Consider the following 13911-nt stretch of genomic DNA (forward strand, 5'->3'; position numbering starts at 1 on the left):
GCCGATCATGGCAGACGCTGCAGCTCACGACGACCACGACCACAAGCCGTATCATGGCTGGGTCCGGTGGGTGTATTCGACCAACCACAAGGACATTGGCACGCTTTATCTGATCTTCGCGATCATGGCGGGCTGCATCGGTGGCGCCTTGTCGGTCGTCATGCGCATGGAATTGCAGGAGCCGGGCATCCAGATATTCACTGGCCTGGCGCAGATGGTCTACGGCATGAATGGTGACGCCGCCATCGACGGCGGCAAGAGCATGTACAATGCTTTCACCACCGCGCATGCGCTGATCATGATCTTCTTCATGGTGATGCCGGCGCTGATAGGCGGTTTTGCCAACTGGATGGTGCCGATCATGATCGGCGCGCCGGACATGGCCTTCCCGCGCATGAACAACGTCTCGTTCTGGCTGCTGCCGCCGGCTTTCATCCTGCTGATTATCTCGGCCTTCGTCCCGAGCGCGCCCGGCGCCTACGGCGTCGGCGGCGGCTGGACGCTTTATCCGCCTCTATCGACATCGGGCCAGCCCGGACCGGCCATGGACCTGGCGATCCTTTCAATCCACATCGCCGGCGCCTCCTCGATTCTTGGCGCCATCAACTTCATCACCACTATCTTCAACATGCGCGCGCCCGGCATGACCATGCACAAGATGCCGCTGTTCGCCTGGTCGGTGTTGATCACCGCCTTCCTGCTGCTTCTGTCGCTTCCAGTGTTGGCCGGCGGCATCACCATGCTGTTGACCGACCGCAATTTCGGCACCACCTTCTTCGCCCCGGACGGCGGCGGCGATCCGATCCTGTTCCAGCACCTGTTCTGGTTCTTCGGCCATCCGGAGGTCTACATTCTGATCCTCCCGGGTTTCGGCATCATCAGCCACATCATCTCGACCTTTTCGAGGAAGCCGGTGTTCGGCTATCTCGGCATGGCCTATGCGATGGTTGCCATCGGCGCGGTGGGCTTCATCGTCTGGGCCCACCACATGTACACGACGGGCCTGTCACTCGACACCCAGCGCTATTTCGTCTTTGCCACCATGGTCATCGCGGTGCCGACGGGTGTGAAGATCTTCTCGTGGATCGCCACCATGTGGGGCGGGTCGATTTCGCTCAAGACGCCGATGCTGTGGGCGATCGGCTTCATCTTCCTGTTCACTGTTGGCGGCGTCACCGGCGTGCAGCTGGCCAATGCCGGCCTCGACCGCCCGCTGCACGACACCTATTTCGTGGTCGCGCACTTCCACTACGTGCTGTCGCTGGGCGCGGTCTTCGCCATCTTCGCCGGCTGGTACTACTGGTTCCCGAAAATGACCGGCTACATGTATTCGCCGGTGATCGCCAACACCCACTTCTGGGTCACTTTCGTCGGCGTCAACCTGGTCTTTTTCCCGCAGCACTTCCTCGGCCTTTCCGGTATGCCGCGTCGCTATATCGACTATCCGGATGCCTTCGCCGGCTGGAATATGGTGTCGTCCTACGGCTCGTACATCTCGGCTGTCGGCGTCGTCATCTTCCTGTTCGGCGTCTTCGAGGCATTCCAGAAGAAGCGGGTCGCCGGCGCCAATCCTTGGGGCGAGGGTGCGACCACGCTGGAATGGCAGCTGCCTTCGCCGCCGCCGTTCCACCAGTGGGAACAGTTGCCGAAGATCAAGTAGGCGGTTGCCTCCTTTAATACGGAACCGCCGGCCGACCGGCGGTTTTGGCCAACGGAATGATGGACTTTAAGTACGCATGGCCCTTGCCGAAGACAGACTGATTGACGAGCCAGGCTTCCGTATGTCGGAAGCGACGGCGGGCGATTTCTTCGCCCTGCTGAAGCCGCGCGTCATGTCGCTGGTGGTGTTCACCGCGTTTGTCGGCATGGTCGCCGCTCCGGTGACCATCAATCCGCTGCTGGCGGTGATCGCGATCCTGGCTATTGCCATTGGTGCTGGCGCGTCCGGTGCGCTCAACATGTGGTACGACGCAGACATCGATGCGGTGATGACGCGCACCGCCGGCCGTCCCGTGCCGGCCGGCCGCATCCGGCCAGGCGAGGCATTGAGTTTCGGGCTGGTGCTGTCGGTTCTGTCGGTGATGACGCTCGGCGTGCTGGTTAACTGGTTGGCCGCATCGCTTCTGGCCTTCACCATCTTTTTCTATGCTGTCATCTATACGATGTGGCTGAAGCGCTGGACGCCGCAGAACATCGTCATCGGCGGTGCTGCCGGCGCCATTCCGCCGGTCATCGGCTGGGCGGCGGTAACCGGATCGGTCAGCCTCGAAAGCTTGGTGCTGTTCCTGATCATCTTCCTGTGGACGCCACCGCATTTCTGGGCGCTCGCGCTGTTCAAGTCGGAGGACTACGCCAAGGCAGGCATTCCGATGATGCCGAATGTCGCCGGCCATCCCGCGACCAGGCGCCAGATCTTTGCCTATGCGCTGGTCCTCGCGCCGGTTGGCGTGTTGCCATGGGTTCTTGGCTTCACCACGCCGGCCTATGGCATCGTTGCATTGCTGCTCGGCGCCGGCTTCGTCTGGTATGCGTGGAAGGTGCTGCAAATGGCCGATGACGACAGGGCGATGAAGCCGGCCAAGGCCTTGTTCGGCTATTCGCTGCTTTATCTCTTCGCCATCTTCGCCACCTACCTTGGTGATTGCGTCGTCGCGCGCGCGCTGACCATCGGCGGAGCATGAGCATGGCCGAAAAGAAGCTTGAACTGGTCACGCTGACCGAACGTCAGCAGAAGGCGCGCCGCAATCGCTCGGCCGCAATCGGTTTCGCGCTGGCGGCGCTGGTCGTCATATTCTACGTCGCGACCATCGTGAAATTTGGCCACAGTTTCCCTGGCTCGATGTGAGCTGACGATGACCAGGCAAACAGTCACCGATCCTACGAAGAAGAATACGAACCGCGTCGTCGCTGCCGTCTGCATCGCGTTCTTCGGCGGCATGATCGGCATGGCCTACGCTGCAGTGCCGCTCTATGCGATGTTCTGCCAGGCGACAGGTTACGGCGGCACCGTCAAACGGGCGACCCAGCAATATGCCGATCGGGTGCTCGACCGCGACATCACCATCCGCTTTGATGCCAACACCGCCGGCGTTCCCTGGCAATTCCAGCCGGTCGACCGCTCGATCACCATCAAGATCGGCGAGACCGCCGAGGCGCATTTCAGCGCGACGAACAAATTCAGCCGGCCCATCACCGGACGCGCCACCTTCAACGTGCAGCCGGAACTGGCTGGGCCTTACTTCAACAAGGTCGAGTGTTTCTGCTTCACCGACACGACGCTGAAGCCGGGCGAGACACTGGACATGCCGGTCGTGTTCTATGTCGATCCCGACATCGTCAACGCGCCGGAATTGAAGGATTTGAGGACGATTACCCTGTCCTACACGATGTTCCCGGTCGACAAGACCAAGCCGGTCGCATCATCGGTGCCGGCCGACGGCCGCCGCAACAAGATTTCAGATACCGAAGCAAGCCTCGGGGGTTGATATGGCAGACGCACACGCAAAACCACAGCATGACTATCATCTCGTCGACCCGAGCCCGTGGCCTTTCCTGGGCTCCGTCGGGGCACTGGTGACCGCGATCGGCGGCGTCTGTTACATGCAGTATCTCAAGGGCGGCGATTTCCCGATCTTCGGTTTCAACATTGCCAATCCGTGGCTGTTCTTCATTGGCCTTTTGATCGTCATCTACACGATGTTCGCCTGGTGGTCTGACACCATCAAGGAGGCGCATGAGGGTCGCCACACCCGCGTCGTGTCGCTGCATCTGCGCTACGGCATGATCATGTTCATTGCCTCCGAGGTGATGTTCTTCGTCGCCTGGTTCTGGGCCTTCTTCGACGCCAGCCTGTTTCCGGGCGAGGTCCATCAATACGCCCGCACCGCCTTCACCGGCGGCGTCTGGCCGCCCAAGGGCATCGAAGTTCTCGACCCCTTCCATCTGCCGCTCTACAACACCGTCATCCTGCTCCTGTCGGGCACCACGGTGACATGGGCGCATCACTCGCTCATCCACGGCGACCGCAAAGGCCTGATCAATGGCTTGGTGCTGACCGTCGGCCTCGGCATGCTGTTCACCATGGTGCAGGCCTACGAGTACATGCACGCGCCGTTCGGCTTCAGGGATTCGATCTACGGCGCCACCTTCTTCATGGCGACCGGCTTCCACGGCTTCCACGTCATCATCGGCACGATCTTCCTGTTGGTCTGCCTGATCCGCGCCATGAAGGGCGACTTCACGCCCAAGCAGCATTTCGGCTTCGAGGCCGCCGCCTGGTACTGGCACTTCGTCGACGTGGTGTGGCTGTTCCTGTTTGCCTCGATCTACGTCTGGGCATCGAACGGCGCGATGATCGAACCTCATTGAGATCGACCTGAGGAAATCGACAAGGCGGCTGCGGCGACGTGGCCGCCTTATCTTTTGCGGCAAATGCTCCTAGGATGATCCGATGAGCGACGACAAGGCGATCTGGCCACCAATCGATCCGGTCTCGGCCGGCCTGCGTGGCCGCTGCCCGCGCTGCGGCGAGGGCAAGCTGTTTTCTGGATTCCTCACGGTCGGCAATCGCTGCACCAATTGCGGCCTCGATTATTCCTTCGCCGATGCCGGCGACGGGCCGGCGGTGTTCGTTATCCTGATCATCGGCTTCATCGTCGTCGGCCTGGCGTTGTGGACGGAGGTGACGCTCAATCCGCCGCTCTGGCTACATCTGCTGCTGTGGATTCCGCTGACGCTGGTGCTTTGCCTGGCGGCGCTCCGGCTGATCAAGGGCGTGCTGCTGACGCTGCAATACCGCAACAAGGCGGCCGAGGGCCGGCTGGACCGCGGCGAATGAGCGAGGCATCAGGTTTGGTGGCCGGCCGGTCGCGGCCCAAGCGCGCATTGGCGCTCGGCCTGGGTATCATCGTGTTTTTGATCCTGCTGGCGCTCGGCACCTGGCAGGTTCAGCGACTGCACTGGAAAGAGGGCCTTCTCCAGACGATAGACCAGCGCACGCATTCGGCGCCCGTGCCATTGGCCGAGGTCGAAAAGCGGTTTGCTGCCACCGGCGACGTGGACTACACGCCGGTAACGGTGACCGGCACTTTCCTGCATCAAGGCGAGCGGCATTTCCTCGCCACCTGGGAAGGCCAGTCCGGTTTCGATGTCTTCACGCCGCTGCAACTCGACGATGGCCGCTTCGTACTGACCAACCGCGGCTTCGTGCCTTACGATTTCAAGGACCCAGCCAAGCGGCCGCAGGGGCAGGTAACGGGCGAACTGACGGTGACGGGGCTCGCCCGCAACCCGCTGCCGGCCAGGCCCTCGATGATGCTTCCCGACAATGATCCGCAGAAGAACATCTTCTACTGGAAGGATCGTGATGCGATGGCCTCGAGCGCCGGCCTGCCGGCAGGTGCGGCGCTGGTGCCGATCTTCATCGATGCGAACGCCACGCCCAACCCCGGCGGGCTGCCGGTCGGCGGCGTCACCGTCATCGACCTGCCGAACAGCCATCTGCAATATGCGATAACCTGGTACGGCCTTGCCGCCGCCCTTGCCGGTGTCCTTATCTCCTGGCTCCGCCGCCCGGCGAAAGACCAATGATCGCCGCCACTACCCTTGACAGGGCAGGGGCGCGCACCTCATTTCGCGCCTAGAGCTCAGAAGTCATTGTCCGATCAACCGGCCTACAATCAGCGTAAGATGCAATCATGCTTCACACAAAGCCACCGCTGACCATCCGGCTTTGCCAGCCGCGCGGTTTCTGTGCCGGCGTCGACCGTGCCATCCAGATCGTCGTGCTGGCGCTGAAGAAATACGGCGCGCCGGTCTATGTCCGCCACGAGATCGTGCACAACCGCTACGTCGTCGAAGGGCTGCAAAGCCTCGGCGCGGTGTTCATCGAGGAGCTCTCCGAGATCCCGCCCGAGCATCGCCAGAGCCCGGTCGTCTTTTCGGCGCATGGCGTGCCGAAATCGGTGCCGGCCGACGCCCAGTCGCGCAACCTCTTCTATCTCGACGCGACTTGCCCGCTGGTCTCGAAAGTCCACAAGCAGGCAATGCGCCATCAGCGGCTTGGCCGCCACGTGCTTTTGATCGGCCATGCCGGGCATCCCGAGGTAATCGGCACAATGGGCCAGTTGCCGGATGGCGCGGTCACTCTGATCGAGACCGAAGCCGACGCCGCAGGCTTCGTGCCTGCAGACCCGCAGGCGCTCGGCTTCGTGACCCAGACGACGCTGTCGGTCGAGGACACTGCTGGTATCATTCGCGCCCTGCAGCAGCGTTTTCCCGAGCTGCACGCGCCGGCGGCGGAATCGATCTGTTATGCCACTACCAATCGCCAGGAAGCGGTCAAGGAAACAGCGGCCGGTGCCGATCTCTTCCTGGTTGTCGGCGCACCTAACTCCTCCAACTCGCGGCGCCTGGTCGAAGTGGCCGAGCGCGCCGGCGCCTCGATGTCGCTTCTCGTGCAGCGCGCCTCCGAAATTCCGTGGAATGAGATTGCCGGCATTTCGACGCTCGGCCTGTCGGCGGGCGCCTCGGCGCCGGAGATCATCGTCGACGAGATCGTCGATGCGTTCAGGCAGCGCTTCGACGTGACCATCGAGCTGGCCGTGACGGCGACGGAGACGGAGGACTTTCCGGTGATGCGGGTGTTGCGCGATGTCGAACTGACGGCCGCCGACATGGCCTTCGTCAACGGGGCCGCGTAACAACGATGGCGGTCTACACCGACGTCAACGAGGGCGAGCTCGGCGCATTCCTCAGGAACTATCCGGTCGGCGACCTCCTGTCCTACAAGGGCATCGCCGAAGGCACGGAAAACTCGAATTTTCTGCTGCACACCAGCACCGGCTCCTACATCCTGACGCTTTACGAGAAGCGCGTCGACAAGGCTGACCTGCCGTTCTTTCTCGGCCTTATGGCCCACCTCGCCAGAAAGGGCATTTCGTGCCCGCTCCCGGTCACCGCACATGATGGCGGTGTCATTGGAACACTTGCCGGCCGGCCGGCGGTCATCATCACCTTTCTCGAAGGCCTGTCGCTGCGGCGGCCGACGGCTGCGCATTGCGGCGAGGTCGGCAAGGCGCTGGCGGCACTGCATCTCGCCGGCGCGGATTTTCCGATGACCCGCCCCAACGCGCTTGCCATCGATGGCTGGCGCAAGCTGTGGAATGCCGCCCGCGCCCGCGCCGACGAGGTCGAGCCGGGACTGGCGGCCGAGGTCGATGCCGATTTCGCCGATTTCGAGCGGAACTGGCCGAACGGTCTGCCGCAAGGCATCATCCATGCCGATCTTTTCCCGGACAATGTGTTCTTCCTCGGCGAGAAACTGTCCGGGCTGATCGACTTCTATTTCGCCTGCAACGACCTCTACGCCTATGACGTTGCCACGTGCCTGAACGCCTGGTGCTTCGAGAAGGATTTTTCCTTCAATCTGACCAAGGGTACGGCGCTGCTTGCCGGCTACCAAAGCGTGCGGCCGTTGAGCAGTGACGAGAAAGCTGCGCTGCCGATGCTGGCGCGCGGCTCGGCGCTGCGCTTCATGCTGACCCGGCTCTACGACTGGCTGACGGTTCCGGACGGCGGGCTGGTGATGAAACGCGACCCGACCGAGTATATCCGCCGGATGCGCTTCCACCGGGCGATCAACTCTCCTTCCGAATATGGACTGACATGACCAAGCACGTTGAAATCTTCACCGATGGTGCCTGTTCGGGCAATCCCGGGCCTGGCGGCTGGGGCGCAATCCTGCGCTTCAACGGCGCCATCAAGGAGCTCCATGGTGGCGAGGCTCTGACCACCAACAACCGCATGGAGTTGTTGGCGGCGATCTCGGCGCTCAATGCGCTCAAGGAGCCTTGCGTCGTCGACCTTTATACCGACAGCAACTACGTCAAGGACGGCATTTTCGGCTGGATCGATGGCTGGAAGCGCAACGGCTGGAAGACCGCCGCCCGGCAGCCGGTGAAGAATGCCGAGCTGTGGCAGCAGCTCGACGCGGCGCGCAACCGCCACCAGGTCACCTGGCATTGGGTCAAGGGCCATGCCGGCCATCCTGAGAACGAGCGCGCCGACGAATTGGCGCGGCTCGGCATGGCGCCATTCAAGACGAAGTCGGCGAAACCCGTGCTCGCGTCCGTGCCGCCGAAGGAAGGCACCCAGTCCAGGCAATCGGCGACCAAGAAGGTTCGGCGCTCGACCCAGAGTTATTGATCCGGTTGAACTGGCGTGTCAGCGGATCAGAAGGGCGGTGCCGAACAGTCCGATGGCAAACACCGTATGCGACACAAGATTGAGGGCGCGGACCTGCATCGGATTGGGCCGCTTCGAAGCGGCCCAGCCGGCGCCCATGCCGGGCGCCAGCAGAAACCACCCGGCGCCGACGGTGACGATGCCGAGGATAAAGGCCGGCAGGAAGGTCGGCGCGGTGAGCCAGGCCGTCCCGGCCAGCACGACCAGTATGATGCCGTAGACGATACCGACAGCATAATGAAAGGCCCAGCCAAGTACTGATTCATGTGGGTGGGGCGAGGCCTCGCCAATGTCATCATGGAAGACCTTGCCCTCCCTGAGATGCCAGACCCAGCGGCCGACCAGCCCCCAGTTCGGGCGCGGTTGGGCAAAGGCCTTGTTCAGGAAAATCGCCCAGACATCCATAAGCGCGGTTGCGCCGATGCCGATCGCGACGCTGCGCCACAAGATGTCAGACATAATCGAGGTCCCCAAAAGCAAGCAGTCCCGAAGGGCCGACACATGGCCCCGAAAACCGGGTCGGCTTTCGGAAGGATCATGCGCCGATGCAAAAGTCAGCGTCCTTTGGACGTTGAGCGCTCGAAGGCGCCCCGCCGCCGTCCCAGGCCTAAGCTGTCGCCAGGACGGAAAGCTGTCCGAGAATGTGAGCCGCACCGGATTCGTCGACGCCGGGCTTTGTCTCGACGTTGAGTGCGGTGACCTTGCCGTCCTCGACGATCATCGAAAAACGCTTCGAGCGCAGCCCCATGCCGCCGCTGGAGAGGTCGGCGTCGAGGCCGACCGATTTGGCGAAATCGCCATTGCCATCGGCAAGATAAAGGATTTTGCCTTCACCGCCGCTGAAGCGGGCCCAAGCCCCCATGACGTGAACATCGTTGACCGAGACAACGGCGATAGTGTCGACGCCGCGCGCCAGGATGGCGTCGTAATTGTCCAGGTAGCCGGGCAGATGATTGTTGCTGCAGGTCGGCGTGAAAGCGCCTGGAACGCCAAACAGCACGACCGTCTTTCCTGAGAAGATCTCGCCCGTCGTGATCGGCTTTGCACCGTCGGCGGTCATTGTCTTGAAGGTCGCATCGGGCAGTTTGTCGCCAACGGAGATCGTCATGATGGTCCTCGTTTGGAATGGAAGGGAGTGTCCTTGCGATAGCGAATTAAGGCGCGCCCGGCAACCGTCCAGACGTTGGCATCACGGGAATGGCAGCAGGCCTTCGACCGCGCCTGCGGCACTTGTCAGCGTGTAGTGCAGGCCGCCATCGGTTGGCGTTGTCGACGGCCTGTCGAGGATCGGCACAGTAAAGATCAGCTTGCCATCCTTTTCGCTGCGTGCCGGGGCACCGAACATGTAGTCGCGTTCGCCGGCAACGAAGAAGTCGGCGCCCTCGGGGCTGCCCGGAAAGCTCGCTTCGACAATCAGCGTTTCGTGGTCGCCCGGCAGTACGTTTATCCCGAAATCGGGCGTTGCCGTGGCGGGCAGGGTGGCAAGGCCTGCCTTGACCAGTGCCGCATCCTCGGCGTTGTCCGGATCGGCGCCGGGATCGACGGTCAGCCTTGTTTGCACCGGGATGCAAATGGTTTCGCAGATGCCGAGGAAAATGTCAGCATCGATGACCGCCGGCTGGCCGGGCGTGGCAAGCGTGAACGTCACCGGCAACGAAACCGGGTGGTCGTAGCCGGCCCATTTGCCATAGCCGTCGTCATGGCGCTGCGGCGGCGGAAACAAAAGAGTCGCGTCGGCAATGTTGGTGCTGGCCGAGACGTCGATCTGTGGCGGCACGCCCGCATCGCCCGGATCGCGCCAATAGGTTTTCCAGCCGGGCTTCAGCGCGATGTCGAGGACGCCCTGGAGACGTCCGGCCTGGTCGGCTTTGCCGCTCGTCACCAGCCTCACCCTGCCGCCTTCGCTGTTGTACCAGGCCGACGAGGAGGCTGAGGCCGGGAGGCCGGTCGCCGATCCAATGGCCACACCAAGCAGCAGGATTTTCAAGCTTTGCATGACGGTGATTTGATCGTCCGTTGATGGCCGCACAATGATTTCATGACGCAGCCGGCATCATATTTGCGTGACCTTCGATTTACGAGCCTGATCAAATCGAGCGCCGCCCATCTTTTCGAGGCTTCGGAAACGCGTTACGCTGTGGCCATGGATTTGTTGCGCCATAAAAGGACGGCCGCAGGACCCGGCTTTCTCGACGACCAGTTCCTGATCGCCATGCCCGGCATGAAGGACGACCGCTTCACGCGCTCTGTCATCTACATTTGCGCGCACAGCGACGAAGGCGCGATGGGGCTGATCATCAACCAGACGCAGCAGATGCTGTTTCCGGACCTGCTCGTGCAACTTGGCATCATGAATGAGATGGAGGCGATCCGTCTGCCGGCGCCGGCGCGCGACTTCGTCGTGCGCAATGGCGGACCGGTGGATCGCAGCCGCGGCTTCGTCCTGCATTCGGGCGACTACCGGGTGGAATCCTCGCTCGCCGTGTCCGATGACGTCTGCCTGACCGCGACCGTCGACATTTTGCGCGCCATCTCCTCCGGCCGCGGACCCCGGCGGGCGCTGATGGCGCTCGGCTATGCCGGCTGGGGTGCGGGCCAGCTTGAAAACGAGATCGCCGAGAATGGATGGCTGACTTGCCCGGCAAGTGCCGAGCTTCTGTTCGACGCCGACATCGACCGCAAATACGACCGGATCCTTGCCTCGATCGGCATCGATCTCGCGCATCTCAGCCTGGCTGCCGGTCACGCCTGAGCCTCATCACGTCCCCGAAACTTGTCACGCTTGAGTGAGCGGATACTGTTCCTTCAGCGTCTTCAGCACCTGGTCGCCGGGCATCGGCGCGCCGAACATGAAGCTCTGCACGTATTCGCAGCCCATCTGCCGCAGCTCCAGCGCATCGCTCTCGTCCGAAATGCCTTCGGCAACGACCGACAGGCCGAGCTCATGTGCCATGTTGACCATGGACTTGAGCAGCACCGCGCGTTTCGGCGTCGCGTCGTCGACGAAGCTCTTGTCGATCTTGATGGTGTCGAACGGAAAGCGCGTCAGATAGGCCAGCGATGAGTAGCCGGTGCCGAAATCGTCCAGCGACAGGCCGATGCCAAGCTGCTTCAGCTTGGTCAGCACATGGGCAGTCTGCTCGGGATTGTCCATCACCAGCGATTCGGTGAGTTCGAGCCGGAAGCAGCGCGGTTTCAGGTTGGCTCGCGCGATCACCGAGCGGACGTCGCTGACCAGGTCGCGGCGGATGAGCTGGCGGCTGGACAGATTGACCGAGACCGACAGCGGCGCATCGCCGATCTGCTTTTGCCATCCGGCCAGGTCTTCGGCAGCCTGCTGCATGGCGAACAGCCCAAGCTGCACGATCAGGCCGCAGTTTTCGGCAACCGGAATGAAATCCGCCGGCGGGATCATGCCGCGCCGCGGATGGTCCCAGCGCAGCAACGCTTCGAAGCCGGCAACGCTGCCGTCCTCCAGCCGCACGATCGGCTGATAGGCGAGCGTGAATTCGCGTCGCTCGATGGCGCGGCGCAGGTCGGACTCGAACTGCAGCCGGTCGGTGCCGACGGTGCGGAAGGCGGGCCGGAACGGCTCGATTCTGTCGCCGCCGAAGCGCTTGGCTTGATGCATGGCAAGCTCGGCATCCTTGACCATGTCCTCGGCCGAGGTCTGCGTGGACGTCCAGGTGATCAGCCCGATCGAGGCGGTCAGCACGATCTCGCGCTTGGCGAAGGTGATCGGGTTGTTGATGGCGTGCTTGATGGCATCGGCGATGGCCGCGATGCGAGCCGGATCCTGCTCCGACAAAAGCATCAGCGCGAACTGGTCGCCGGCAAAGCGCGACAGCGAATCCTTCGGCTTGAGCAGCCGGTGCAGCCGCCGCGCTATGGTCAAAAGGATGGTATCGCCGGCCGAGATGCCGAGCCCGTCATTGACCTGCTTGAAGCGATCGATGTCGATGACGAAGACGGTCGGGCGCACCTTCTCTTCGGTGCGGGCGATCGAAATGATCGCCTCCAGCCGGTTCATGAACAGCTCGCGGTTGGGCAAGCCGGTCAGATTGTCGTGCACGGCGTCGTGCAGCAGCCGTTCCTCGGACTTCTTCTGCTCCGTCACGTCGACCATGGTGCCGACGCAGCGGATGACCTCGCCGTCCGAGCCGATCACCGGCCGGGCGCGCAGCGCAAACCAGTGATAGTGCCCGTCGGCGCCGCGCAGACGGAAATTTTGCGACACCCGGCCACGCCGGTGCTCGAGCACCACGTCGAGCGTCGTGCGAAACGTGTCGCGGTCGTCGGCATGCAGCACCGGCAGCCAGTTGCGGGCGGGGCCGCCGAGACTGTTGGGGGCAAGGCCAAGCTGAATGCTGACGTCGGGACGAGTGACGACGCGGTCGCGCAGCACGTCCCAGTCCCACACAGTATCGCCCGATCCAGCAACCGCCAGCGCCTGCCGCTCGAGATCGGAGAACAGGCCCTGATGCAGGGCGCCGCCAGCAAAAGCGTGCTGCATCACCGTGAAGCCGATCAGCAGGATGATGAGGATCAGCCCGCCGCCCAGCGCCGGCTGGGCGATATCGTTGTCCAGCATGCCGGTGATCGCCATCCACGATCCGCATAGCCACAGCAGAACCATCACCCAACTGGGCACGAGCATGATGGCGCGGTCGTAACCGCGGATACCGAGGAAGATGATCAAGCCGAGCCCGGTCAGTGCGGTGGCGGCGAAGGACAGCCTGGCAATGCCGGCGGCAACCGCCGGATCGATGATGGCGACGCCGGCGATCAGCACCAGCCCGAGAATCCAGACCAGCGCGCCGTAGCTGAAATGGCCGTGCCACCGGTTGAGGTTGAGATAGGCAAACAGGAACACCACGAAGGTCGCCGCAAGCGCCACCTCCGTTCCGGCGCGCCACATCTGCTCGTTGCCCGGGGATATTTCTATGATCTTGTTAAGAAAGCCGAAATCGACGCAGATATACGCAAGCACCGCCCAGGCAAGGGCCGCCGTCGCCGGGAACATCGAGGTCCCCTTGACGACGAAAAGAATGGTCAGGAACAGCGCCAGCAGGCCGGCGATGCCGATGACGATGCCACGAAACAGCGTGTAGGAATTGACCGAGTCCTTGTAGGATTCAGGATCCCACAGATAGACCTGCGGCAGCTTGGGCGAGGCGAGCTCGGCGATGAAGGTGATCACCGTTCCGGGGTTCAACGTCACCCGGAACACGTCGGCGTCGGGGCTGGTCTGGCGGTCGAGCGCAAAGCCTTCGCTCGGCGTGATTGCAGCGATACGGGTCGAGCCGAGATCCGGCCAAAACAGGCCGGAATTCACCAGCCGGAAATGCGGTGCGACAATCAGCCTGTCGAGCTGCTGGTCGGTGGTGTTAGCGAGCGCGAACACCGCCCAGTCGCCGGTCGAGCGCGCGTCATTGGCCTCGACCTCGATGCGCCGCACGATGCCGTCCGGGCCGGGTGCCGTCGAGACCTGGAAATTCTCGCCTTGGTTGCGGTAGATTGCGACGGCGCCCGAAAGGTCGAGCGCCACGTCGTCGCGGGCGATCTTGATCGGTTCGACCGCAAACGCTGACGATGCCGCGCAGAGCGTGACGATTGCCGCCAGCATAAAGGCAAGCAGCGACCCGTTGCGCAGAAAATTCGTCAAAA

General features: G+C 62.7%; 15 protein-coding genes. 11 read left to right on the forward strand and 4 right to left on the reverse strand.

Features of this window, described 5'->3' with window-relative positions; all coding sequences use genetic code 11:
• Positions 1 to 7 precede the first annotated feature (7 nt).
• The 10 genes from ctaD to rnhA all read left to right on the forward strand — a co-directional run bounded on the left by ctaD (position 8) and on the right by rnhA (position 8205).
• The gene (ctaD, locus tag NKI79_RS21890) at positions 8 to 1660 is read left to right on the forward strand and encodes a cytochrome c oxidase subunit I (RefSeq protein ID WP_023716920.1); all 1653 of its coding nucleotides are present in this window, start codon (positions 8 to 10) and stop codon (positions 1658 to 1660) included.
• A gap of 76 nt (positions 1661 to 1736) precedes the next feature.
• Positions 1737 to 2681 carry a heme o synthase gene (locus tag NKI79_RS21895; protein WP_352476672.1) on the forward strand — a complete coding sequence of 315 codons (945 nt, stop codon included), beginning with the start codon at positions 1737 to 1739 and terminating at the stop codon, positions 2679 to 2681.
• Positions 2678 to 2845: a cytochrome c oxidase system small membrane protein gene (locus NKI79_RS21900; protein WP_023674135.1), complete on the forward strand. Its 168-nt coding sequence runs from the start codon at positions 2678 to 2680 to the stop codon at positions 2843 to 2845. Before NKI79_RS21895 ends, NKI79_RS21900 begins: the two co-directional genes overlap by 4 nt.
• A 7-nt stretch (positions 2846 to 2852) precedes the next feature.
• Positions 2853 to 3485 (forward strand): cytochrome c oxidase assembly protein, encoded by a 633-nt coding sequence (locus NKI79_RS21905; RefSeq protein WP_352476673.1) that lies wholly within the window; start codon positions 2853 to 2855, stop codon positions 3483 to 3485.
• A gap of 1 nt (position 3486) precedes the next feature.
• Positions 3487 to 4368, forward strand: coding sequence for a cytochrome c oxidase subunit 3 (locus NKI79_RS21910; RefSeq protein ID WP_254818455.1), 882 nt, complete (start codon positions 3487 to 3489; stop codon positions 4366 to 4368).
• Between the two features lie 82 nt (positions 4369 to 4450).
• Positions 4451 to 4837, forward strand: a complete 387-nt coding sequence (locus tag NKI79_RS21915) for a DUF983 domain-containing protein (protein WP_352804346.1) — start codon at positions 4451 to 4453, stop codon at positions 4835 to 4837.
• Positions 4834 to 5589 (forward strand): SURF1 family protein, encoded by a 756-nt coding sequence (locus tag NKI79_RS21920; RefSeq protein WP_352804349.1) that lies wholly within the window; start codon positions 4834 to 4836, stop codon positions 5587 to 5589. Before NKI79_RS21915 ends, NKI79_RS21920 begins: the two co-directional genes overlap by 4 nt.
• 107 nt (positions 5590 to 5696) lie before the next feature.
• Positions 5697 to 6701: a 4-hydroxy-3-methylbut-2-enyl diphosphate reductase gene (gene ispH, locus NKI79_RS21925; protein ID WP_352804352.1), complete on the forward strand. Its 1005-nt coding sequence runs from the start codon at positions 5697 to 5699 to the stop codon at positions 6699 to 6701.
• A gap of 5 nt (positions 6702 to 6706) precedes the next feature.
• The gene (locus NKI79_RS21930) at positions 6707 to 7669 is read left to right on the forward strand and encodes a homoserine kinase (protein WP_352804355.1); all 963 of its coding nucleotides are present in this window, start codon (positions 6707 to 6709) and stop codon (positions 7667 to 7669) included.
• Positions 7666 to 8205 carry a ribonuclease HI gene (gene rnhA / locus NKI79_RS21935; RefSeq protein ID WP_352804358.1) on the forward strand — a complete coding sequence of 180 codons (540 nt, stop codon included), beginning with the start codon at positions 7666 to 7668 and terminating at the stop codon, positions 8203 to 8205. The genes NKI79_RS21930 and rnhA overlap by 4 nt, the downstream gene beginning before the upstream one ends.
• 18 nt (positions 8206 to 8223) lie before the next feature.
• Here the strand turns inward: rnhA and NKI79_RS21940 are convergent, their stop codons facing one another.
• From NKI79_RS21940 to NKI79_RS21950, 3 genes are all read right to left on the reverse strand, one after another.
• On the reverse strand, positions 8224 to 8703 hold the full coding sequence (locus NKI79_RS21940) for a DUF2938 domain-containing protein (RefSeq protein ID WP_352804360.1): 480 nt from the start codon (positions 8701 to 8703) through the stop codon (positions 8224 to 8226).
• A 148-nt stretch (positions 8704 to 8851) separates the two neighbouring features.
• The gene (locus NKI79_RS21945; RefSeq protein ID WP_352688974.1) at positions 8852 to 9352 is read right to left on the reverse strand and encodes a peroxiredoxin; all 501 of its coding nucleotides are present in this window, start codon (positions 9350 to 9352) and stop codon (positions 8852 to 8854) included.
• An 81-nt stretch (positions 9353 to 9433) separates the two neighbouring features.
• On the reverse strand, positions 9434 to 10240 hold the full coding sequence (locus tag NKI79_RS21950; protein WP_352804363.1) for a protein-disulfide reductase DsbD domain-containing protein: 807 nt from the start codon (positions 10238 to 10240) through the stop codon (positions 9434 to 9436).
• 147 nt (positions 10241 to 10387) lie between these two features.
• On the opposite strand from NKI79_RS21950, the gene NKI79_RS21955 reads away from it, so the two are divergent.
• Positions 10388 to 10996: a YqgE/AlgH family protein gene (locus tag NKI79_RS21955; RefSeq protein ID WP_352777207.1), complete on the forward strand. Its 609-nt coding sequence runs from the start codon at positions 10388 to 10390 to the stop codon at positions 10994 to 10996.
• Between the two features lie 24 nt (positions 10997 to 11020).
• Here NKI79_RS21955 and NKI79_RS21960 read toward each other — a convergent pair whose 3' ends face one another.
• Positions 11021 to 13909 (reverse strand): EAL domain-containing protein, encoded by a 2889-nt coding sequence (locus NKI79_RS21960; protein WP_302895658.1) that lies wholly within the window; start codon positions 13907 to 13909, stop codon positions 11021 to 11023.
• Positions 13910 to 13911: the final 2 nt, after the last annotated feature.

The organism is Mesorhizobium sp. M0340, assembly GCF_040321535.1.
GTDB lineage: Bacteria > Pseudomonadota > Alphaproteobacteria > Rhizobiales > Rhizobiaceae > Mesorhizobium.

What these genes read in the sequence shown, in the direction of transcription:
- ctaD (WP_023716920.1), top strand. Translation starts at nt 8, where the DNA reads ATGGCAGACGCTGCAGCTCACGACGACCACGACCACAAGCCGTATCAT.
- NKI79_RS21915 (WP_352804346.1), top strand. Translation starts at nt 4,451, where the DNA reads ATGAGCGACGACAAGGCGATCTGGCCACCAATCGATCCGGTCTCGGCC.
- rnhA (WP_352804358.1), top strand. Translation starts at nt 7,666, where the DNA reads ATGACCAAGCACGTTGAAATCTTCACCGATGGTGCCTGTTCGGGCAAT.
- NKI79_RS21920 (WP_352804349.1), top strand. Translation starts at nt 4,834, where the DNA reads ATGAGCGAGGCATCAGGTTTGGTGGCCGGCCGGTCGCGGCCCAAGCGC.
- NKI79_RS21945 (WP_352688974.1), bottom strand. Translation starts at nt 9,352, where the DNA reads ATGACGATCTCCGTTGGCGACAAACTGCCCGATGCGACCTTCAAGACA.
- NKI79_RS21940 (WP_352804360.1), bottom strand. Translation starts at nt 8,703, where the DNA reads ATGTCTGACATCTTGTGGCGCAGCGTCGCGATCGGCATCGGCGCAACC.
- NKI79_RS21955 (WP_352777207.1), top strand. Translation starts at nt 10,388, where the DNA reads ATGGATTTGTTGCGCCATAAAAGGACGGCCGCAGGACCCGGCTTTCTC.
- NKI79_RS21950 (WP_352804363.1), bottom strand. Translation starts at nt 10,240, where the DNA reads ATGCAAAGCTTGAAAATCCTGCTGCTTGGTGTGGCCATTGGATCGGCG.
- NKI79_RS21895 (WP_352476672.1), top strand. Translation starts at nt 1,737, where the DNA reads ATGGCCCTTGCCGAAGACAGACTGATTGACGAGCCAGGCTTCCGTATG.
- NKI79_RS21900 (WP_023674135.1), top strand. Translation starts at nt 2,678, where the DNA reads ATGAGCATGGCCGAAAAGAAGCTTGAACTGGTCACGCTGACCGAACGT.
- NKI79_RS21905 (WP_352476673.1), top strand. Translation starts at nt 2,853, where the DNA reads ATGACCAGGCAAACAGTCACCGATCCTACGAAGAAGAATACGAACCGC.
- NKI79_RS21930 (WP_352804355.1), top strand. Translation starts at nt 6,707, where the DNA reads ATGGCGGTCTACACCGACGTCAACGAGGGCGAGCTCGGCGCATTCCTC.
- NKI79_RS21910 (WP_254818455.1), top strand. Translation starts at nt 3,487, where the DNA reads ATGGCAGACGCACACGCAAAACCACAGCATGACTATCATCTCGTCGAC.
- ispH (WP_352804352.1), top strand. Translation starts at nt 5,697, where the DNA reads ATGCTTCACACAAAGCCACCGCTGACCATCCGGCTTTGCCAGCCGCGC.